This is a genomic window from Gracilibacillus oryzae, from assembly GCF_009498735.1.
Lineage (GTDB): Bacteria > Bacillota > Bacilli > Bacillales > Amphibacillaceae > Gracilibacillus > Gracilibacillus oryzae.
Genome location: NZ_ML762433.1, coordinates 12364 through 35506, shown reverse-complemented (window position 1 = coordinate 35506; position 23143 = coordinate 12364). Strand labels below are relative to the sequence as shown.

The following is a 23143-nucleotide window of genomic DNA, read 5'->3' as shown; positions in this document are numbered from 1 at the left end:
AGAAAATGGAAGTGAAAATCATTAGCATCACTTCCATTTTCACTATTTATATCTCTTTAAGGAGTGAGGGCCGAATGATCAATAATCCAATTTTGAAAGGATTTAATCCTGATCCATCCATTCTTCGTGTAAAGGATAACTACTATATTGCAACTTCTACATTTGAATGGTTTCCTGGCGTGCAAATTCACCGTTCAAAGGACTTAGTGAATTGGGAATTAATTGGTCATGCATTAACAAGAAAGTCACAATTAAACATGCTTGGGAATCCTGATTCCGGCGGTGTCTGGGCACCATGCCTAAGTTATCAGAACGGCACATTTTTTCTCGTGTTTACTGATGTAAAAAGTCATCTTGGTCCATATAAAGATACACATAATTATGTTGTAACAGCAACCAATATTGAAGGTCCATGGTCTGACCCAATTTATTTAAACAGCAGCGGGTTTGATCCTTCTTTTTTTCATGATGAAGATGGAAAAACATGGCTGGTTAACTTGAAATGGGATCATCGTAAAGGAAAGAATCCGTTCGGTGGTATCATCATTCAAGAGTATGACAAAGAAAAGAAATGTTTAACAGGACCGATTCGTACTATATTTAAAGGGACAGAGCTCGGACTAACAGAAGGTCCGCATATTTATAAACTTGGTGAGTATTTTTATCTTTTTGTAGCGGAAGGTGGCACCAGATATGAACATGCGGCAACTATAGCAAGGTCAAAAAATTTGTTTGGTCCTTATAATGCCGATCCAGAAGGTCCATTATTGACATCTTCTGCTAATAGAGAATTAACTTTACAAAAAGCCGGGCATGCAAGTTTAGTAGAAAGTGTTGATGGAAATTACTATATTGCACATCTCTGTTCACGCCCCCTTCGCCCGAAGATGAGATGTACACTTGGACGTGAGACTGCACTGCAGGAGGCAGTGTTTACAGAAGATGGTTGGATTCGTTTAGCACAAGGCACAAACAATCCTTTAGATAAAGTGAAAATAGCAAATGAAAAGCTATTGGAAGAAAAGCAGTCATTCATTGAAAATTTTGACCAGAATAAAATCAGCCAACACCTTAATACCTTAAGAGAACCGATCGACAATAGTTGGGCAAGCTTAACAGACAATCCTGGTTCACTAAGATTGTATGGCCGTGAATCGCTCTATTCTAAGCATCAGCAAAGCTTGATTGCACGGAGACAACAAAGCCATAGTTTTACAGCTGAGACGAGTTTTGAATATAATCCGGAAAGTTATCAGCAAATGGCGGGATTAATATATTACTACAATACCCAAAATTATATCTATCTCTCAGCTTCTTACGATGAGGACCTGGAAAAGAGTTTTATTTCAATAATGAGCAGTGATCGTGGGGATTATGAGGAACCATTGAATACACCACTAATTATTGAGGAGAGAGTTAAAAAGTATAAAATGCGGGTGATTGTACAAGAGGATGAATTGCAATTCTATTTAGCGATAAATGAGGGGACATTCAAAGAAATTGGCCCTGTATTAGACGCAAGCAAGATTTCAGATGATTATGTGGAAGCTGAATACTATGGAAAAATGATTGATCAAGCATTTACCGGAGCATTTATAGGAATTTGTGCACAAGATTTAAGTGGAAGAAAGAAATATGCTGACTTTGATTATTTTAAATACGAAGAAAAATAATCAATCTAAACATTTTTAAGCGGATTATTATTTGCATACACTACCATTCTAGCATACCTGGAGAATCTTAAAATTATGGAGGTTGACACAATGACAGCACTTATGAAAGCAGCAGTGTTAAATAAACCACTGGATATGGAAATAAAAAAGGTAAGTATTCCAGAAATAAAAACTGATGAAGCATTAGTGAAGGTAAAATGTATCGGTATTTGTGGTTCAGATGTCCATTATTATGAACATGGGAAAATTGGCCGCTATGAAGTAAAATCACCTTTGATATTAGGCCATGAATTGGCTGGTGACGTAATCGCAATTGGTGAAAATGTAACAAATTTAAAAGTGGGAGATCGTGTTGCTGTTGAACCTGGTGTAACTTGCGGCCGCTGCGAATATTGTAAGTCAGGCAGATATAATTTATGTCCAGATGTTGTGTTTATGGCGACACCTCCAGTTGATGGGGCGTGGGCAGACTATGTTTCGGTACGAAGTGATTTTTTATTTCCCATTCCAAATGACATGAGCTATGAAGAAGGTGCTTTACTCGAACCTTTTTCAGTTGGGATCCATGCGATGAATAGAGGGAAAATCAAGCCAAGTGACCGGATATTGATCACAGGACTTGGCCCAATAGGTTTATTAGCAATTCAAGCAGCTAAAATGTACGGTGTAAAGGAAATTTATGCAACAGATGTAGTGAAATTCAGACAGGATTTAGCCAAAGAATTAGGTGTCACGGCAGTCATCGATCCAACGAAAGAGAATATTGACGAGCGCCTTGATGCTTTAACCAAGGGGAATGGAATTGACGCGGCAATTGAAACATCAGGGAATACATTTGCCATAAATGATGCATTAAAGTCTGTTAAACGTGGAGGCCGAATTGTACTCGTTGGTATGCCTGTAAGTAGTGAAACACCTGTTGATATTACCCATTTAGTAGATTCAGAGCATGATGTTTATGGTTTATTCCGTTATGCTAATACTTATCCTAATGCCATTCAAGCAGTAAGTAAATCTGATTTAGCTATTGAGAAAATAATTACTCATAAATATAAATTAGATGATATTAAAGAAGCGATAGAAAAAGCGCGATTGGAAAAAGAAACGAGCATTAAAATTATGATATATCCTGAATGAAAGAAGGTGTGTGTGACTTTTTTTCACACACTTTCTGCTCTTAAGCAATTCTTTATTTGGCGGTCTTTTAAAGCTGGCAGATCTTTATAAGATATATCAGTCTAACCCCATATGTAAGATGATACTATTGATGTTTAAAACTTCCATAGGCAGATCAAACATTGTATGCTACACTACACAAAAGTATTCAAAGGATATAAGATAGGTAAATATTTTTGGGAAAGAGACATCTACATAAGATGATATCGAAAGAAAATAAAAAAACTACCATTCTAGTATATTGACAAAACCTAAAGAACAAATTATAATAAGTATAACGATTAAACAAAGTACCCTTATGATTTAGAGGAACAACAACTAATTCTCTGTGCACTAACTGACATACTAGTTATACTAGAGTGATTGGATGTTAATTAGATGCTGTGTGCCAATTATTTTATCAATTAATTGTAAGCCCTTTCTTATGCGAGGGAAATATATAAAGGGGGAGTAGTAATGGAGGAAATAGGGAAAAAAACGGATTCTAAACTAACCAATGCTAATATTTCCAGAAACCGAAGATTCAATACATTTAAGAAAGATTGGCAGTTGTATGCGTTGATTTCTTTGCCAATTATTTATCTTATCATTTTCAAGTATGTACCGATGTTTGGAAATATCATCGCCTTTAGAAGATTTATTCCAGGCGGCAGTATCATCGGTGAAGAATGGGTAGGCTTTTATTATTTTAAGATGTTTCTAAGTGATCCTGCTTTCTACAATGTCTTTGCCAACACCTTAATATTAGCTTTCTTGCTATTAATAATAACTTTTCCAGCACCGATCATTTTCGCATTATTATTGAACGAAGTAAAAAATCACATATTCAAACGTTTTGTGCAAACGGCTTCATATCTACCTCACTTCTTTTCTATTGTAGTTGTGGCAGGTATGGTGTTTGAAATGGTTGCATTAAACGGTCCGATAAATGGTTTGTTGGAATTTTTTGGATCTGAGCGGATTAATTTTATTCAGATGCCGGAATGGTTCCGAACTATATTTGTAAGTGTTGAACTTTGGCAAGGTCTAGGCTGGGGCGCAATCCTTTACTTAGCTGCTTTAACTGGGATAAACGAAGAATTATATGAAGCAGCCAGAATTGATGGTGCAAACAGGTGGAAACAAACGCTTCATATAACAATACCAGGGATTATGCCAACTATTGTTGTATTGTTAATTCTAAATATTGGTAACTTCCTGCAAATTGGTTTTGAAAAAGTATTATTACTTTACAACCCGTTGACTTATGAAACAGCTGATGTAATCGCAACATATGTATATCGAATCGGTTTAGAGTCTGGAAGCTTCAGTTATGGTACTGCAATAGGGTTATTTGAATCTATTGTTGGTCTGATATTAGTCTTTGGAGCTAACTATCTGTCACGTCGGATTACAGATAATAGTTTATGGTAGGAGGGATATTATGAAAGATACATGGCAATATAAAACATTTAAAATTTTCAATACTGTTATTTTAATGCTAATTGTAATCGTTACCTTATTTCCGTTCTTTAATATTGTTGCACAGTCTTTTAGTTCGGAAGCGTATATCAATTCCGGCCAGGTAACGTTTTGGCCAAAAGGATTTAATATTGAAACATACAAAGTCATTATGTCGGACAATATGTTTTGGGTTAATTACAAAAATACAGTAATTTACACTGTTGTTGGTACTATTATTTCATTAGTATTATCAACTATGATTGCTTATCCACTTGCAAAAAAACGGTTAAAAGGCCGAAATTTCCTAACAATGTTTTTCGTATTCACAATGTTCTTCAATGGTGGATTAATTCCTAACTACGTACTTGTAACATCGTTAGGCTTTGGAGACTCTATCTGGGCAATTGTTATTCCGAATGCTATAAGTGTTTTTAATATGCTGATTATGAGAACGTTCTTTGCAAATATACCGGAAGAATTAGAAGAAGCTGCCATAATGGATGGTTCCAATACATTTGGAATATTATTTAAAATTATCTTGCCATTATCCAAGCCAATTCTAGCAACGATGATGTTGTTTTACGCAGTAACCCATTGGAATTCGTGGTTTCCTGCCTTCATCTACTTTACTGAAAAAGAGCTGTTTCCTGTTTCCATTTACTTAAGAAATATGATTAAAGGTGCAGAAGCAAGTGTAGGAACAGGTGCAACCAGTGCTGATAACTTAGTTCAGATTTCAGCAAACATTAAATCAGTAACAATGGTATTAACTGTTCTACCAATCCTGTTAGTTTATCCATATATTCAAAAGTATTTTGTTTCAGGGGTTATGCTAGGTTCTGTTAAAGGGTAAAAAAATTGTCTTTAAGAGGATGTTCAAAAAGTCACCAAATGATAAGAGGCGAATCTAGCGGAGCTTCAACTAAGAACCGACACGTCGTGTGTCGAACGTTGAAGTCACCACATCCTGTGGAAGCTCGTTGGTTTGCGAGTCCGCTTCTCACGTATTCAAACCATACGTTCCGAGGCTCCTCACTGCACCGCCTCGACCTTCTTGCTTCTATTTTGCCGACTTTTTGAACCCGCACTTTAAGGGATTATTCAAAAAGTTGTCATTTATGAAGTATCGTAAGCTGATGTTCCTCTAATAGGGCAAAATTCGAACAGGTCTTTAAGGAGGTGATGATAGAGCAAGTTCTTCATGTGATTTTATCAATTCAATCGTTTGATACGTTCGAATAGGAATTTTTCTAATAAGATAGAGGGGGAAAGTAAATGATTAAGCAATCGAAAAAAATAATGTTAGCCTTGATGCTGTTAATTGTTGTTGGTGTTCTTGCTGCATGTAATAATTCGGAATCAACAGATGCAAACAAAGAAGGATCAGAAGGGGAGACTTCAGGTGCTGCAATGGAAGATTATGGGGTAGGCGATACGTTTAAAGCAACTGAACCAGTAACTTTCACAGCACTTTTCAGTGATCACCCAAACTACCCAATTAAAGATGATTGGCTGTTATTTGAAAAAATCAAAGAAATGACAAATGTAACATTAGACACTACAGCTGTTCCAATGAGTGACTATGCTGATAAAAGAAGTTTATTGATTAGTAGTGGGGATGCTCCAAATATTATTCCCAAAACCTATCCTGGTGAAGAGTCTCCATTTGTTTCGTCAGGAGCGATTCTGCCAATTAGTGATTATGTTGATATGATGCCACATTATCAGGATAAAGTGGCGAAATGGGAAATTGAACCTTTCCTTGATGGCTTACGTCAACAAGATGGTAAATATTATGTGCTTCCAGGTTTACATGAGAACGTTTGGCCAGATTACAGTTTAGCGATAAGAACAGATATTTTAGAAGAACTTGGTCTTGAAGAACCTAAAACGTGGGAAGAATTAGAAGTTGTATTAGAAGAGATGAAGAAAGCGTATCCAGAGTCTACTCCTTTCTCTGACCGTTTTAAAATGGAAAGTACTTTAAATATTGCTGCAACTAGCTTTGGTACTAAAGCTGGTTGGGGACTTGCTAATATGTTAGAGTATCAGGAGGATTCAGATGAATTCATTTTTGCCCCAGCAACAGATGAATATCGCAGTATGCTTGAATATTTTAATGGATTAGTAGAAAAAGGCTTATTGGATCCGGAAAGTGTAACGCAAGAAGACGATCCTGCCATTCAAAAATTTACTAATGGAGATTCCTTTATTATTAATACAAATGGTCAAACATTAACACAATATCGTACAACGATGGATGAAACATTAGGTGCAGATAACTATTCAATTAAGAAAATAGTAGTACCAGGCGGCCCTGCTGGTCATTTAATGGCTGGAACTAAATTAGAGAATGGTATAATGTTCCCGGCAACTGTTAAAGATGATCCTAACTTTGAAGCGATGTTGCAGTTTATCGATTGGATGCTCTATAGCGATGAAGGTTTAGAGTTTAATAAATGGGGTGTAGAGGGAGAAACTTTTACAAAAGAGAATGGTGAAAGAATGTTAGCTGATAATGTAACATTCCGTGGAATGAATCCGGAAGCTGAGAACCATCTGCAAATTGATTACGGTTTCTCAGGTGGTAATTTCTCTTATGGTGGACCAACTGAACTGTTACACTCTATGTTTGCTGAAGAAGAAATTGAATTCCAGAATGCTATGCATGAAACAAAAGAAGTTGTTTTACCAGACCCGCCAATTAAATATGATGCACTGCAATTAGAGCGATCTTCGTTGCTTAGTACACCACTTAAAGACCATGTAACTCAGAACACATTAAAATTTATTGTTGGTGAGAGAAGCTTAGACGAATGGGATGCTTACCTGAAAGAATTAGAAGCTAAAAACTTGCAAGGATATGTTGATTTAGCTAATCAGGTATACCAAGAAAATAAATAAGTAATGACAAGAGCATACACGGGGAGACTTTCTTCCCGTGTTTGTTTTTTACTAGAACTGGGGTGTGTAATGGATCTCAACATTCAAGATATCATTAGTGTGTTAATCAATCCAATACAAGAGATTGATGATACTGTAGATATCTTACATTATGGTAACTCAAATAAAACAGTGAAGAAAATTGCAGTATCCTTTATGCCGACACATGAAATAATTGAGAGATGTGCACAGTTAGATGTCGATCTTCTTATTACGCATGAAGGTCTTTTTTACAGTCATACAGATAACCATATTGCTATAGAAAATGCAGTAGCATGGAAAAAGCAAAAATTGATTAAAGAATCCGGGCTGGCTATTTTTCGCTTCCATGATTATATGCACCGATATCAACCTGATCCAATTATGCAGGGGCTTTTAACTTTACTTAAGTGGGATCAGCATGTAAAAGAACATAATACCTATTCTACTGTTGTAGAACTTCCGACAATGTCAGTAGAACAAATTATGACATATTTAAAAGAGATGTTGAATATTTCCTATGTTCGTTTTGCGGGCGATTTATCAACGCAATGTACCAAGGTTGGTTTATTAGTTGGATATAGAGGAGGAATTTCTCATTCCATACCATTATTTGAAGAAGAACAAGTTGACCTTGTGATTTACGGGGAAGGACCTGAATGGGAAACGCCCGAATATGTAAGAGACGCAATTTCTCAAGGTGTTAACAGGTCAATTATCATGTTAGGCCATTTAGAAAGTGAAGAAGCTGGAATGCGATATTTAGCAGAGCAGTTATCTAACCAATTCCCGGATATCGCTGTTAAATTTATGGCAACAGGATCACAAATTAAGGTGAATTAAATATGTCATTTTATATACACCATTAACAGGGAATTCATTGTAAAATAAAAATAAATATATATGAAGGGGACTATTTATTATGAATTCTAATCAATTTACACAAGGTGGTTTTTATCGTTTTTCTAATTATGTTTATTGGTTAATGATATTGAATGTTCTATTTATTGCTAGTAATATTCTATTTTTTATTGCTTTTATTACACTGATTCCTAGTGTATCGAATGCAATCTTTTATTTTATTGCATCAATACCGACAGGCCCGGCAATTGCTGCATTGTGTCATGCGCTTAGTAAACTTGTAAGAGAGAAAGAGGTCGCGCCGGTTGCTGATTTTATCCATGCGTATAGAAATAATTTCAAAGATGTGCTAAAAGTATGGCTGCCGATCTTAATTGTCGCCTTTATTTTAGTGATTGATATTCAATATTTTAATCAGAATCCGACTTTATTTTATCAGATACTTAATGGTATTTTTCTTGTTGCTTTACTTATACTGTCTGTTTTCACATTTTATGCTCTTATTATTACATCACATTATCAATTCAGAATAAGAGATGTCTACAGACTATCCGTTTATTATATTTTTATGCGATTTAAAATTACGTCCGGAAATATATGTATTGTATTTTTAACATTAGTCCTAATGTTCTTTACATCTGATTTTATTATCTTTCTTCTATTTAGTGTTATTGCATGGCTGCTAATGGCTAATACGCAAGGAATCATTGAAGATGTCAAACTGAATTTTGTCAAAGAATCGTAACAATTATAAAGAGAAGGAGCATCCGTTAATGAACAAAAAAATATTATTTAATGATCAATGGGAATTCGCCAAAAGTCCATTGGATATAGAAGATAGTACATCTTTGAACTTTAGTCCTGTTGATATTCCGCATGATTGGTTGATTTATGATTCTCAAAACCTGTACGAGAATAGTATTGGCTGGTATCGAAAGAACTTTACTTACGATATAGAAGAGAAACAGGTACTATTATACTTTGATGGTGTCTATATGGACTCAACACTTTATGTCAATAAACAGTTTGTTGGGGAATGGAAGTATGGCTATTCTTCCTTTGAACACGATATCACAGATTATTTAGCAGCAGGAGATAATGAGATTGTATTAAAAGTAGTTCATCAAAGCCCGAATAGCAGGTGGTACTCTGGAGCGGGAATATACCGCAATGTTTGGCTAAAAACAAGAGATAAAAATCATATCCTCTCAGATGGAACCTATATTACAACATATAGAAAAGGCGAGGACTGGCTAGTGGAAGTGGATACAGAGCTAAGCCTTTATGAAACAGCAACGTTGACACACACTATTTTTTATAAAGATGAGTTAGTTGTAACAACATCTCAAGATATAAATAGAGGACAGCTCAACACACAACAGTTAAAAGTGAATTCTCCCGCACTTTGGAGTATGGATGAACCAAATCTTTATCAGATAGAGACAACTTTACTACTTGGAGAAGAAAAAATAGAAGTGGTTACACAGAATTTAGGCTTCCGTGATATTAAACTGGATCCAAATGAGGGTTTTATCTTAAATGGAGAGAAGATGAAACTGAACGGTGTATGTGAACATCATGATTTGGGGGCGCTTGGAGCAGCTTTTAACGTAAACGCTTTAAAGCGCAGATTGTACATTTTAAAAGAAATGGGTGTTAATGCGATTCGTACTGCTCATAATATGCCTGCAAAAGAATTAATGGAGCTTGCAGATGAAATGGGCTTTGTTATTATCACAGAAGCATTTGATATGTGGGAAAGGTCCAAAACACCTTATGATTATGCGAGGTTCTTTAAAGAATGGGCATACGAAGATGTGAAAAGCTGGGTCAAAAGAGATCGAAACCATCCAAGCTTACTTTTATGGAGTATAGGTAACGAAATTTATGACACCCATGCAGATGAAAGAGGTCAGGAAATTACAAGGAAATTAGTAGATTATGTGAGAGAATTTGATCCAAAGCTGAATGCACAAATTACGATAGGCTCCAACTACATGCCATGGGAAAATGCGCAGAAATGTGCTGATATTGTGAAGATAGCAGGCTATAATTACGCAGAAAAATATTATCACGAGCATCATGAAAAACATCCAGATTGGGTTATCTATGGGAGTGAAACAGCCTCAACTGTGCAAAGCAGAGGTATTTACCATTTTCCTTTCGATAGATCCATTCTTGCGGATGATGATGAACAGTGTTCTGCACTTGGGAATAGTGCAACAAGCTGGGGTGCTAAGTCAACGGAAGCCTGTATTACCGCGGATCGTGATGCTCCATTCTCATTAGGGACCTTTATTTGGACTGGGTTTGATTATATTGGTGAACCAACCCCTTATCATACGAAAAATTCATATCTGGGGCAGATTGATACAGCAACATTCCCAAAAGATTCTTATTATATATATCAAGCAGCATGGACGGATTATAAAAAAAGTCCGATGGTACACATTTTTCCATATTGGGATTTTAATAAAGGGCAAATAATTGATGTCAGAGTTTGTTCTAATGCTCCAAAAGTTGAACTTCAATTTAATGGGGAGACTATAGGAACATTTGATACAGACCATAAAAAAGGAAACCAATTAACTGGCTGGTGGAAACTGCAATATACTACAGGGGAAATAAAAGCGATTGCATACGATGAATCAAACAATATAATTGCAACAGACAGCAGGAAATCGTTTGGAGATGCGAAAAGAATTCAACTTAAGACTGATAAAAATACTTTAACTGCAGACGGAACAGACTTAGCATTTGTTGAAATCAGCATGCTGGATGATGAAGGTAATCTGGTAGAAAATGCGAATAACCGCGTGGAGGTTCATGTATCAGGTGCCGGTCGCTTAATTGGATTAGATAATGGTGACAGTACTGATTATGATTCATATAAAGGGACAAGCAGACGACTGTTTAGCGGAAAGCTGATGGCGATTATTGCAGCTAAGCTGGAGCCGGGAAATATTAAAGTAGAAGTAGCATCAAAGAATTTGAAAACGGAAATTATCGAATTACAAGCGATGAAGACCACCGAAGATTTAACTGGCGTGTCAGCATTAGCAGAAAATCAATCTATCCCTTGTGTAATGGGAAATGAAGGGGAAATACCATTAAGAAAAATGGAGATCATTTCTGAAAGTGGCCAAACCTTTGATCCTGCAAAAACGGAAATGGAAGTAGAAGTAGAGTTATATCCTGCCAATACCTCGTATTCTAATATAGAATGGAGTGTAGTGACAGATACAGGGGTGGAATCAAATATTGCAGAGATTGAGTCTCATGGCCATTCTGCCACAGTGAAAGCATTGGGTGACGGTGAATTCCGTGTTCGCTGCACAAGTACAAATGGGACGGATAAAACAAAACTACTTTCTGAACTGGAATTTAAAGCAACAGGTCTTGGTACCGCCTATAAAGATCCATATGGTTTTATCTCTGCTGGTCTATACGATTTCAGCAAAGGTGATTTAGGTAATGGAAACGAACGAGGTGTTGCAACAAGTCGTGATGGGGAGACACAAGTAGGTTTTTATAACATCGATTTTGGAAGTGATGGCTCAGATCTCATTACGATACCTGTTTTTGCACTTTCGAGTGAACCTTATGAGATGCAAATATGGGAAGGGATTCCAAATGAAGAAGGAAGTGAATTGCTGGCAGATGTTATCTATCAGAAGGAATCTAAATGGAATGTCTATCAGGAAGAAACTTATCGATTAAAAAGGAAATTAAAGGGCATTACTTCTATCTGTTTTGTTTTACAGAATAAAGTGCATATAAAGGGGTTTTCTTTTGAAGAGCAGAACAGAGCATATGAACAAAATGATGCCATAAACATGGACCAAATTTATGGTGATAGCTATCAAATCACGGAAAATGGAGTAGAAGGCATCGGAAATAATGTTACATTAGAGTTTAACAATTTTAATTTTACAGACGGTGCTAATAAACTATTTATTTGTGGACGCTCACCAATAGATAAAAATACTATTCATGTACGCTTTTCTGGTGAAGAGGGTGACATTAACCAAATAGTAGAATTTTATTTTACTGACAAATATGAAGTAAAGGAATTTGATTTAGACCATATTAGTGGCATCCAGAAAGTTAGTTTTGTATTTCTGCCAGGTTCGAATTTTGACTTTGGATGGTTTCGTTTTGAATATAATGAATAACAGCACAGTGTGTTTTAGAAAGAAGCTGAGACAAAAGATTTTACTCATCCCAAAATCTGAATAATAGTGAATTTGTTTAAAACTTTATTCGCATCAATTCTTTTCTTATATAAGTCATTTACGGCTCATAATAGGGATTATATGCAATAACAATATTAGAGTGATTTTTGAAATCTATAGTGTGCAAGGATGTCGCTCCGTCCGGCCACTTCGCTTTCCGTGGGCTCGGCTTCAGCTAACTTTACAAAGAAGGGCACTTTGTAAAGTGGATCTTCACCTCTCGCTGTCCCACAGGAGTCTCCGTGGCCGGCCTACGCTTTAGAGTTTCTCTACAATGTTTGTGACAGGAAATTCGTTTGGCTCCTAGTTATGGACTGCCTTACTAGGGTTCTTGAGATGTTTTCATTTATTTAGTCATAAACATTACTATCAAACTGCTACTTCCTATAAAACATTGTAGTGCCATATTCAAGCGTAGTCCGATTGCGTAGACTCCTGTGGGAACAAGGCGAGCTGAAGATCCACTTGGTGAAGCGGGTTTCTTCAACAAGTTAGCAGACCGCCGTCCCCACGGCATAGAAAACACTACGAAAGTGTTCTTTACTTGAGTAGATGTTTCACTCGTGCCTGTGGTGAAGGCGAAGCAATCGGACGTAGCGGCGTCATTGCACGCTCATAATTTCAACATTAACTTTTATTACTTACTGCGCAAAATCCCTATTATGCGCCATATATTTTTTAAAACATTCGTCTTTTTGGGTGAAACATAATAGTTATGTTCCCCTTATTAGAAAAGAATCACTTTTAATAAGTGGTTCTTTTTTATACATTTGTTATATGACTACAGAACTAACTTAATCTGGATAAGTTATTGCTTTTTAAAATTAATTTATTTATAATAAACTTAATCCATCGATTACACTTAGTTTCAATTAATTTACTGTAAGCGTTACCTAATATGTTAATAACTCGGAAACCGGTTTCCTGGAGTGGTTACTATCTCAAACAAAACGGAGGGGATGGCAGAATGAATAATCATAAGCTTCCAATAAGAGGTGTCTGGTCACGTACCCCAGCTGAAAAATGGGAAGATGCATTAGTTTCAGGTAATGGAAGTCATGGAGTCATGGTATTAGGTGACCCTGTTAATGATACAATAATTGGAAACCATTGCAGGCTTTATTTACCCCAGGGTAATAGTCACAAAATACCGGAGATGGCACCATTTCTGGATGAAACGAGAAAATTAATCAAACTAGAAGGATATAAGGAAGCCATCCATTTTTATTATGAAAAAGCACAAGAATTAGGATACCAAGGACTGACGATGAGTGATCCATTTCATCCCGGCTTTCATTTATATATTGAAGCAGATCATCAAAACTATGATGATTACAAACGAAGCATTGATTACGAAACGGGAGAGCTTTGTGTTTCTTACCAAGTAAATGGGAAGGAGTATAAACGCAGAACATTTGTATCGCAGAAAACTAATATGATTTACCACCAATTAAGTGCAGGTGAGTATAACCTTCATTTAAAACAGTATCAACATAACAAGATGGAACAAGACAGTTTTACTGACGGAAATATATTACATACACAATTTCAATATGTGTACAGTAATGGAGGCTATGATGTTATACTCCAAGTAGAAAGTGACAATCTGACACCTTTAAATAACAGAGCAGGATATCATCTCTATTCAGAATCACCAATATTGATAGCGATGGAAATTGTACCTTATCAGTCATCGAAGGATAGAGCAATAAGGAAAAAGCCACTTCACCAATTGGCAAGCTATGAGGAATTGTACAAATCACATAGTATGGTCCATCAAAATATGTTTAAACGAGTGAATCTTGATTTAGTAACAGATTCTGAGAGAGAAAGGTCTATCGATGACATTGTGGCTGAAGCGAAACAACAGGAAACTATTTCACCAGTTTTGTTAGAAAAAATGTATGATGCTGGCAGATATATGTATATTTGCAGTGCAGGGGAATTAACTCCTAATCTTCAGGGGATATGGACTGGTACATTTGATCCCGCCTGGAGTGGTGATTTTACATTTGATACAAATGTCCAATTATCCATAGCTGCAGCTTTGTCTAGTAATCTATTGGAAGGTATAGAAGGCTTTTTCCGATTAATTAAAGAATTAATACCAGAATTCAGAGAGAATGCTCAAAAATATTATGGATGCAGAGGAATAATGGCAGCAATTCATGCCAGTAATAGCGGGAAGCATTTTCATTGGAATGAAGAATGGCCCCTCCATTTCTGGACATGCGGAGCTGGCTGGTTAGATCATTGGTATTTTGAGTATTATCGTTTTACAGGCGATAAGCTGTTTCTGAAACAGGAAGTTATACCATTGTTAGAGGAAATTGTATTATTTTATGAAGATTTCCTGGTGGATGATCCGGACGGAACCTACAGATTTACTCCGTCTTATTCTGCTGAAAATGGGTGTGCTGATAATGCTGTACAAGATGTGGCTGTCGCAAAACAGGTTTTGCAGAATCTTATTCAAGCATATCGTATTCTGCAACTGGAAAGTGTTGATATCGAAAAATGGGAGTACATGCTTAATAAATTACCTCCATATGAAATAAATGAAGCAGGTGCTTTAAAGGAATGGTTGAGTGAGAAAGAAGAAAACTATAATCACCGGCATTTTTCACATCTTTATCCTATCTTCCAGAGTCGGGAATTCAATGAAGAGTCTCATCCGGAATGGTGGGAAGCATCTCGGGTGGCTTTTGATAAACGATTGGAAGCATGGTTGTTAAATGAGCAGGGTGACACCACTTCCACACATGGCAGAATGCATTCCGCGCTTTGTGCAACACAATTCCATATGCCGGAATTAATTGAGGACATTTTTCATATGCTCGTGAAGAATGATTGTTTTTACACATCTTTAATGATGTCTCATTATGATCATCAGGAAGTTTTCAATGTAGACGGTAACGGAGCATTGCCGCAAGTGATTCATGAAATGCTCGTAGACTATAGCCACAACCGTCTGACAATTCTAGGATCCTTGCCATCATCTCTTGTTAAAGGTGAGATCAGTGGTGTCCGATTGCCTGAGCAAATAACAATAAACCGATTGAACTGGAACCTTCAGAAGAGAAAGGTGGAAGTGGAAATAACAAGTGCAATCGAGCAAAAGGCAGAGATTTATTTACCTTTATATAAGAAAGCAAAATTGAATAGAACTTTTATCAGCTTACAGCCTAACCAAACGAAAACAATAGAAATTAATCTATAAAAGTTAGTGATATTTAACCGCAGAGAATCTGGTTTGTGTACGATTCTAATAAACAGGAGAAGGGGATTGCAGTGAAAAAAATATCGATTAAAGTAAGTTATAAATTACTTGGTATTTACTTAATTGTCACAGCAATTCCTATTATCCTTGTAGGTGCCTATTTGAATTACAGTATACGAGATATCGTGTTAAACAATACGTTAAGTGAAGTGGAAACCAGTGTAGATAAAATGGAAATGCGACTTAATACAATTTTTAACAGAGTTACAAACACATCAGACCTTCTGTATATTAATAATGATTTAAAGACTTTTCTTACAACCGATTATGACTCTTTATTAGAATTATATAATGCTTACAATAGATATCCTGTCTTTGACGAGTTCTTAAAATATTATGACGAGATTGAAGACATTCACTTTTTTATGAATAGAGACAGAATAACAAATTCTTATTTTATTCATGCGGACAGCACAGTGAAAGAAAAGCAGTGGTATAATGAAGCTGTATCAAAAAATGGAAAAATTTCCTGGGTCTTTCTGCAAAATCATTGGACAGAACTGCACTACTTAGCATTAACTCGAGCAATTTACAGTACATCAAATGAGTTACTTGGGGTTTTGGTAATCTATGTTGCGCCGGATATGTTAAAAACTGTCGTAGAGGGTGAACCATATAATACATTTATCACGCTTGACAAAGAATTAATTGTTTATCATAAGAATCCACAACATATCGGGAAGCATCCGGATTTTTTCCAACAATCAAATGAAAACGGTAACAACTATCTCGTGGATAGACAGTATGAAGGTGAAGAAGTGAAGGTAAATGTTCAGGAGATTATCCCGGAAAAATCACTTGATAATACATTTCAAATTTCCACCATTATTCCAGTAGAAGAAATTATGCAAAAACCGAATGCCATCTTTACAAGAGGTTTTTTCATTGTTACAGGAGCGCTGACTGTTTCTGTCATACTAATCGGCATTTTTATCAGAAGCTTTTATCGCCGTATTCAGCAACTAAGAAATACCATGTTTCAAGTTGCAAAAGGAAATTTTCAGATTGAGCAGTCAATTAAAGGTAGTGATGAAATCAGTCAGGTATATCATGATTTAAAAACAACGTCTAAAAGTGTCCAAAAAATAATAGATGAGGTATATATTCATAAAATAAAAGAAGAAAAATGGAAGCGAAAGCAAAAAGAAATGGATTTTAAGATGTTGGCATCTCAAATTAACCCCCATTTTCTTTATAATACACTGGAGACTATTCGAATGAAGGCACTGATGAATAAAGATCCGGAAGTAGCCAAAATAATCAAGATGTTAAGTAAAATGATGCGCTCTGCCCTTGAAAGAACTGACAGGCCAGTACCCATTGAGGAGGAACTTCAGCTTGTTGAATATTATTTAGAAATTCAACAAGTAAGATTTGGTGATAAATTGTCCTATGATATTTGTATGGAAGAAAGCGTAATGGCTTACAAGATATTTCCACTGCTGATTCAGCCAATTGTTGAGAATGCAATCATTCATGGACTGGAGAACCGTGAAGGAAAAGGTTTTGTTCAAATTACTTTATCTAGTGAAAATCAATATCTTATTATTCAAGTAACAGATAACGGTGTTGGTATAGATAAGAATAAACTTACACAAATAAAAGAGCGGATGAATGATGAGAACTACCAATCAGATGGAAACAGAATTGGATTACACAATGTTCAACAGCGGATAAAACTTTATTATGGTGATTCATTTGGTTTGGAGATTGAAAGTATTTATGGATTAGGGACAACAATGACATTAAAACTGCCAAAAAGGAATCATTAGCATTGCAGGGGAGGTTATCACCATGTTAAAAGTGCTTTTTATTGACGATGAACCAATTATTCGTGAAGGTCTTTGCTCCATTATTGACTGGAAAGAGCATGGTTATAGAATTATAGGTACTGCAAAAAATGGAAAAGAAGGATTGCAATATATTCAAAAATTGAAACCGGATGTTGTTTTCGTGGATATAAAGATGCCAGGATTAAGTGGGATAGAGATGGTAGCACAAGCAAAGCAGATGGGGAGTTCAGCTAGATTTGTAGTTCTCTCCGGCTATTCTGATTTTACTTATGCTCAGGAATTGATTCGGCTGGGGATCGAATCCTATTTATTGAAACCTGTTGATGAAGAAGAACTAATCCCTTTAATAGTAAATTTAAAAATGAAATGTTTAATTGATAGGAAAATTGATACGCAATTGGGACAATATGAGAAAATAAAAGAATATCAGGAATGGAAAGACATCCTGCACGGGAACATGGAAAGAGTTGAGCAAACATTAAGAATATCTTATGAAAATGAACCGATTATAATGGCAAGCTTTGACTCCTTGCTGTTTGACGACTGGGAAATTGTCCAATATAAAATAGACCAGTCAGACTTCATTGAAACAAAGATAATCACTTTAGAAAATCAAATGTGTATTCTGTTTATCACTGATAACATAGATGCCGCATTAACATCTCTAAAGGTAATGAAAAAAACGATAACGAATCATGTTGGAGTGGAAATAAAGGCTCAATTTATTGATCGCACTATCACTTTAAACAAGTTACCATTCGGTTTTGAACAACTGCAATTGCTTCAAAATTACAGTTACTGTTTTGATGATAAAACAATAGTGAAAGAATCCTTGATAAAAAAGCCAGTTAACAAATATATATTAAGTGAAAAGTTAGCAAGTATGATTTGCCGCACATTAGAATTCGAAGACTACCACCAATTGGATCTTTACTTTACAGAAATACAAACATATTATCAAACGAACATGCTTAAAAAAGAAAAAATTCGAGCAGACTGGTTGGATTTTATCAAATTAATCATCAGTAAGCTGAAAAAAAATCATCCCGAGATATCCTTGCCAGCAAATGAAACTCTCGTAGAGATGATCTATCAATCTGTAAGCTTGGAAGCGTTGTTAAAGATGACAAAACAAGAACTGTTAAAACTATCAAGTACGGTAAATGGTTTTGTTTGTACATCAGGCAATACGATTGAGAGAATTACTCAGTATGTAGAACAGTACCATTATAAAGATCTAAGTTTGAAAGTTATAGCTGAGCTATTTAAATATAATCGATCATATATAGGGAAGAAATTCAAACAAAGTACTGGTGACTATTTCCATGTGTATCTAGATAAAGTAAGGCTGGAAAAGGCAAAAGAACTGCTCAAGATACCAGATATGAAAGTATATCAAGTATCAGAGAAAGTAGGGTACTCCAATAATGATTATTTTTACAAGAAATTCAAGAAATATACCGGAGTTAGTCCAAAAGAATATCAAAAACAACAGCTGAATAAAGAGCTTACTGTTTAACAGGGGGAATATCTATGTCTCAAACAATTGCGGAGCGGCCGCTATATACGGCTATTCAATATATCTATCAATTTATGATGATTAATATTTACTTTATGTGTGCGAATATTTTGTTTATACTGGCATTTATCTTTTTTGAACTGACTCTTGCCAACATGATCATTTTTTATGTTGCTCTCCTGCCAGCTGGTCCAGCATTGGCCGCAATATTTGCCACTATGGGGAAACTGACACGTGAAAAAGAAATTAGTCCAACAAAAGATTTTTGGCTTTATTATAAAAAGAATTTTGGAATATCGATGAAATATTGGCTAGTAAAATGGACCATCCTTGCAATGTTGCTGGTTGATTTACGATATGCAAACATAAATATGAAATGGCTTACACCGATATTGATCATTCTCATTATTATTTTCCTGTTTATTATGTTATATGCATTTCCGATCCTCACAAGGTTTGAAGTGAAATTTAAAAACCTTTGGATTGTCTCAATCTATGCGAACTTCAAGTTTTTTAAATCAACACTTCTTAACTTGTCGTCATTTGTGGCATTAACCATTATCTATTTATTCGCACCAGGGATATCCATTTGGTTTTGCATGAGTATTGCCTCATTTTTTATCATGTTTAATTTGCGAAAACCACTTGAAATAATGGAAAAAGACTTGACACAATCTAAATAGAGGGAAGGGTGTTTTTATGAAGAAGAAAAGATATATTTTCCTGCTCCTATTCGTAATTAGTGGATTAGCCTTTTCGCTATTTATTCTTTCCAATCAATCGCAGCCAACAGATGCGAAAGAAGAGAAAGAGACAGTTATCGATAATTTTGAGGAGATAGGCTCTATTACCGTAAGAGCAAATGAAAATGTTGAATTAATGCAAAATCAAGATGGCTGGAAGCTTAAACATGCAGACAGAGAGCAGAATGACGAAAAAATAGCCCAGTTTATAGAGACAATGAAGAACTTGGAAGGAAAAGAAACAACCATTGCGAAAAAGACAGTCAACCTTGACTTTCCAAAGGTAACAGTCGTTTTTGAGAATGATAATGGTTCTATCCAGCAAGTCTCCATTGGTCAGATGAGTCCAGCACAAAATGAATATTATGTTCATCATAAAGAAAAGGATAGAATTTATTTAGTTGATAGAGCCGCTGTCGAAACAATACCACTTAAACCTGGCACTTTATTAGATAGCAATATAATAAGTATTAAACCTGAACAAGTCAATGAGATATTCATTGATAATGGTACAGAGAAAATTGAGTTAACACAAGATTCTCCTTTTAGTGTAGAGGAAGCAATGGCTCATATTAGTGGCTGGTATGTGAAAGAACCATTTCACAGTATGTATAGTGTGAAATATTCAAGGATGGAGGCAATTCTTACTGGGTTAAAAAACTTAAAGAAAGTGGATATAGTCGAAGACAACAGCTTATTGGGAGAAGTGGATTTTCGAATTACGTTTAGAACAGATAATCATTCCGAAACATTACTTATTGGTAATCCAGCAGCAAATCAGCATTATTATGCCAAATTAGAAGGAACGGAAGAAGTATTTACAATTGAAACAAGAGAACTAGACCCATTTAGTGTTCCTTCATTTGATTTAATTGATCATTTTGTACACATTCTTCCATTACAAGCAGTAAATGGTTTAAAAGTGGAGAGCTCAACCTTTAATTGGACAATAACATCCCATACGAAAGGGGAAAAAGAAACATCTGTTTATACAGTTAATAACAAAGAAATACCAACGGATGTCTTAAGAGAAGCGTATAAAGGATTAGCAGGTTTGTCTTTCGATAAAAAAGCAGAGGGTATGCAAGAATATGGAGAAAGGGAACTAACAATAACTTATATGACAGAGAATGACAATGAATCTTCTGATAAGATTGACTTCTATTCGATTGATGATCAATATTTTGTTTTCCAGAAAAATAATGAAGGGATAGACTTCATTATAGAGAAAGCAAAAGTATATCAAGCACTTGAAGGGATCAATCAGATTTTACCAGAATAACCTTGATTAATAAGCAGGCACCAAAACCAGTGTCTGCTTTTTCTTTTTAGAGAATGTCCAAAAGTCACCAAATGATAAGTGGTTTAGACGATTTTTAGAAAATTCATGCGAAGTGCTCTTTTTTACCACTCCATTTTACATGAATTTATGTCTCTTTTATATGGTTCAAAAGGAAAACGGTTTCTAATATAATAATAATCAGGAAAAGCGCTTACAAATATAGACTGTCAGGTTAGGAGAGAAGGAATATGAGTAGAGAAAACAATGCAACAAGCGCACAACCGAATCTACCTGAACCACCCCCACCTGTGGAGAGACAGATAAGGATCGGAACAGATTTATTAAAGAAGAAACGTCACTCAAAAGATCCTAAAGGGAAAGGTTTCTGGAAACGGGCAAGTAAACAGAAAGCCTTGCTATTAATGTCATTGCCATTCGTTATTTGGCTGGTTGTTTTTAAATATATTCCGATTGGCGGATGGCTCATGGCTTTTCAGGATTTCAAACCACAGTTTGGATTTTTCGAGCAGGAATGGGTAGGCTGGAAGCACTTTAAGGATTTATTCAATGAGCCTATGTTCTATACAGCACTGGAGAACACTCTGGGTATGGGGATATTGGGGCTTGTTTTCGGTACAGCATCCGCTATTATTTTTGCCTTATTATTAAATGAATTACGGTTTCATGCATTGAAGAAATGGACACAAACTATTTCTTACTTACCGCATTTCGTATCATGGGTAATTGTAGCGAACATTGTGATCACAATGCTGTCACAAGATGGCGCAATCAATAACATATTAGTCAGTTTAGGCTTAATTGATCAGCCTATCAATTTTATGGCAAGACCAGATATGTTCTGGGGCATCGTAACATTATCAGATGTTTGGAAAGAGACTGGATGGAATGCAATCATTTATTTAGCTGCAATGGCTGGTGTTGATCCACAGTTATATGAAGCAGCAAAGGTAGACGGTGCCAGCAGATTACGCCAAATGTGGCATATTACGTTGCCAAGCATACGTTCCGTGATTATTGTTTTATTAATTTTAAACATCGGTAATTTGATCAACATTGGATTTGAGAAACAAATGCTTTTAGGAAATAACATTGTGATGGAAAAAGCATTAGTAATTGATTTATATGCTTTAGATTATGGTATCGGGATGTTCCGTTATTCATTTGGTACAGCAATCGGTATATTTAAATCTGTCATCAGTGTCATTCTTATTCTGATATGTAACAGTGTCGCCAAGCGTATTGGAGAAGGCAGAGTATTTTAATGAGAACACATGGAAAGGAGAGGAATACACCAAATGAAAAAATGGACTGTTTTTGATATAGGTTTGACCCTGTTTATGATATTTGTACTTGTTATTACTCTTTACCCCTTCTTAAATATACTTGCTGTATCCTTAAACGATGCAGTAGATACAGCTCGTGGCGGCATTCATATTTGGCCAAGAGAATTCACTATAGCAAACTACCAGGAAATATTCGGCAGTAATGATCTTTTGTTTCAAGCCTTTATCATGTCGATTATAAGGACAGTTGTAGGGACGATTACTGGCATTATTGCAAGTACGATGCTTGCTTATACATTGAGTAGAAGAGATTTTGTACTAAATGGGTTTGTTGGTCTGTTGCTTGTATTAACAATGTTTATTAGTGGTGGGCTGATTCCGGATTATATGTTAATTCGCAGCCTTGGATTAATCAATGATTTCTCTGTGTACATTTTGCCAATGCTTCTTACAGCATTTAATGTAATTGTCATCCGTTCCTTTATGGATAACTTGCCAGTTGCATTAGAAGAGTCGGCCAAAATAGATGGAGCGAACGATTTTGTCATCTTCAGCAAAATAATAATCCCCCTGTGTATGCCAGTAATTGCAACGATTGCATTGTTTTTAGCGGTAGCTCAGTGGAATAGCTGGTTTGATACGTATCTTTATGCGAGAGGAAATGAAGCATTGACTACGCTTCAATTTGAATTAATGAAAATTCTCGACAATGCAAGCCTTTCAAGTGGAGACATTAATTCCCAAAATGCTGAAGTAATCGCAGGGCAGACAAATCCACAGTCAATAAAGATGGCAATTACAATAATTGCAACTGTACCAATACTACTTGTTTATCCATTCTTACAAAAATATTTTGTAACAGGTTTAACATTAGGTGCAGTAAAAAGCTAAGGTATTAATTTATATTAATAT

General features: G+C 35.7%; 15 protein-coding genes. All 15 read left to right on the top strand.

Annotated features, from left to right (window positions below; genetic code table 11):
* Positions 1-74 precede the first annotated feature (74 nt).
* The 15 genes from F9U64_RS13460 (at position 75) to F9U64_RS13390 (ending at position 23122) form a co-directional block, all read left to right on the top strand.
* Positions 75-1673 carry a glycoside hydrolase family 43 protein gene (locus F9U64_RS13460; RefSeq protein WP_153404460.1) on the top strand — a complete coding sequence of 533 codons (1599 nt, stop codon included), beginning with the start codon at positions 75-77 and terminating at the stop codon, positions 1671-1673.
* Between the two features lie 90 nt (positions 1674-1763).
* The gene (locus tag F9U64_RS13455; protein WP_153404457.1) at positions 1764-2810 is read left to right on the top strand and encodes an NAD(P)-dependent alcohol dehydrogenase; all 1047 of its coding nucleotides are present in this window, start codon (positions 1764-1766) and stop codon (positions 2808-2810) included.
* Between the two features lie 495 nt (positions 2811-3305).
* Positions 3306-4262 carry an ABC transporter permease gene (locus F9U64_RS13450; RefSeq protein ID WP_153404453.1) on the top strand — a complete coding sequence of 319 codons (957 nt, stop codon included), beginning with the start codon at positions 3306-3308 and terminating at the stop codon, positions 4260-4262.
* A 10-nt stretch (positions 4263-4272) separates the two neighbouring features.
* Complete coding sequence (locus F9U64_RS13445) at positions 4273-5145, top strand: carbohydrate ABC transporter permease (RefSeq protein ID WP_153404450.1); 873 nt, start codon at positions 4273-4275, stop codon at positions 5143-5145.
* Positions 5146-5567: 422 nt separating this feature from the next.
* Positions 5568-7196 carry an ABC transporter substrate-binding protein gene (locus tag F9U64_RS13440; protein ID WP_194287373.1) on the top strand — a complete coding sequence of 543 codons (1629 nt, stop codon included), beginning with the start codon at positions 5568-5570 and terminating at the stop codon, positions 7194-7196.
* Positions 7197-7265: 69 nt separating this feature from the next.
* Positions 7266-8057 (top strand): Nif3-like dinuclear metal center hexameric protein, encoded by a 792-nt coding sequence (locus tag F9U64_RS13435; RefSeq protein WP_153404447.1) that lies wholly within the window; start codon positions 7266-7268, stop codon positions 8055-8057.
* Between the two features lie 79 nt (positions 8058-8136).
* A complete protein-coding gene (locus F9U64_RS13430) occupies positions 8137-8820 on the top strand; it encodes a YesL family protein (protein ID WP_153404444.1) in 684 nt (227 codons plus the stop codon).
* Positions 8821-8848: 28 nt separating this feature from the next.
* Positions 8849-12250: a glycoside hydrolase family 2 TIM barrel-domain containing protein gene (locus F9U64_RS13425; RefSeq protein ID WP_153404441.1), complete on the top strand. Its 3402-nt coding sequence runs from the start codon at positions 8849-8851 to the stop codon at positions 12248-12250.
* Between the two features lie 1027 nt (positions 12251-13277).
* Positions 13278-15530 carry a glycosyl hydrolase family 95 catalytic domain-containing protein gene (locus tag F9U64_RS13420; protein ID WP_153404438.1) on the top strand — a complete coding sequence of 751 codons (2253 nt, stop codon included), beginning with the start codon at positions 13278-13280 and terminating at the stop codon, positions 15528-15530.
* Positions 15531-15601: 71 nt separating this feature from the next.
* A complete protein-coding gene (locus F9U64_RS13415) occupies positions 15602-17362 on the top strand; it encodes a cache domain-containing sensor histidine kinase (protein WP_228275716.1) in 1761 nt (586 codons plus the stop codon).
* Between the two features lie 22 nt (positions 17363-17384).
* Positions 17385-18902: a response regulator transcription factor gene (locus F9U64_RS13410; RefSeq protein WP_153404435.1), complete on the top strand. Its 1518-nt coding sequence runs from the start codon at positions 17385-17387 to the stop codon at positions 18900-18902.
* Between the two features lie 14 nt (positions 18903-18916).
* Entirely contained in the window at positions 18917-19585 is a 669-nt protein-coding gene (locus F9U64_RS13405) for a DUF624 domain-containing protein (RefSeq protein ID WP_153404432.1), read from the top strand.
* Positions 19586-19601: 16 nt separating this feature from the next.
* Positions 19602-20927 carry a DUF4340 domain-containing protein gene (locus F9U64_RS13400; protein ID WP_153404429.1) on the top strand — a complete coding sequence of 442 codons (1326 nt, stop codon included), beginning with the start codon at positions 19602-19604 and terminating at the stop codon, positions 20925-20927.
* 422 nt (positions 20928-21349) lie between these two features.
* A complete protein-coding gene (locus F9U64_RS13395; RefSeq protein WP_228275725.1) occupies positions 21350-22210 on the top strand; it encodes an ABC transporter permease in 861 nt (286 codons plus the stop codon).
* Positions 22211-22243: 33 nt separating this feature from the next.
* Positions 22244-23122 (top strand): carbohydrate ABC transporter permease, encoded by an 879-nt coding sequence (locus tag F9U64_RS13390; RefSeq protein ID WP_153404423.1) that lies wholly within the window; start codon positions 22244-22246, stop codon positions 23120-23122.
* Positions 23123-23143: the final 21 nt, after the last annotated feature.

Excerpts from the sequence above, each read along its gene's own strand:
- F9U64_RS13460 (WP_153404460.1), top strand. The coding sequence starts at position 75 with ATGATCAATAATCCAATTTTGAAAGGATTTAATCCTGATCCATCCATT.
- F9U64_RS13455 (WP_153404457.1), top strand. The coding sequence starts at position 1,764 with ATGACAGCACTTATGAAAGCAGCAGTGTTAAATAAACCACTGGATATG.
- F9U64_RS13450 (WP_153404453.1), top strand. The coding sequence starts at position 3,306 with ATGGAGGAAATAGGGAAAAAAACGGATTCTAAACTAACCAATGCTAAT.
- F9U64_RS13445 (WP_153404450.1), top strand. The coding sequence starts at position 4,273 with ATGAAAGATACATGGCAATATAAAACATTTAAAATTTTCAATACTGTT.
- F9U64_RS13440 (WP_194287373.1), top strand. The coding sequence starts at position 5,568 with ATGATTAAGCAATCGAAAAAAATAATGTTAGCCTTGATGCTGTTAATT.
- F9U64_RS13435 (WP_153404447.1), top strand. The coding sequence starts at position 7,266 with ATGGATCTCAACATTCAAGATATCATTAGTGTGTTAATCAATCCAATA.
- F9U64_RS13430 (WP_153404444.1), top strand. The coding sequence starts at position 8,137 with ATGAATTCTAATCAATTTACACAAGGTGGTTTTTATCGTTTTTCTAAT.
- F9U64_RS13425 (WP_153404441.1), top strand. The coding sequence starts at position 8,849 with ATGAACAAAAAAATATTATTTAATGATCAATGGGAATTCGCCAAAAGT.
- F9U64_RS13420 (WP_153404438.1), top strand. The coding sequence starts at position 13,278 with ATGAATAATCATAAGCTTCCAATAAGAGGTGTCTGGTCACGTACCCCA.
- F9U64_RS13410 (WP_153404435.1), top strand. The coding sequence starts at position 17,385 with ATGTTAAAAGTGCTTTTTATTGACGATGAACCAATTATTCGTGAAGGT.
- F9U64_RS13405 (WP_153404432.1), top strand. The coding sequence starts at position 18,917 with ATGTCTCAAACAATTGCGGAGCGGCCGCTATATACGGCTATTCAATAT.
- F9U64_RS13400 (WP_153404429.1), top strand. The coding sequence starts at position 19,602 with ATGAAGAAGAAAAGATATATTTTCCTGCTCCTATTCGTAATTAGTGGA.
- F9U64_RS13395 (WP_228275725.1), top strand. The coding sequence starts at position 21,350 with ATGTCATTGCCATTCGTTATTTGGCTGGTTGTTTTTAAATATATTCCG.
- F9U64_RS13390 (WP_153404423.1), top strand. The coding sequence starts at position 22,244 with ATGAAAAAATGGACTGTTTTTGATATAGGTTTGACCCTGTTTATGATA.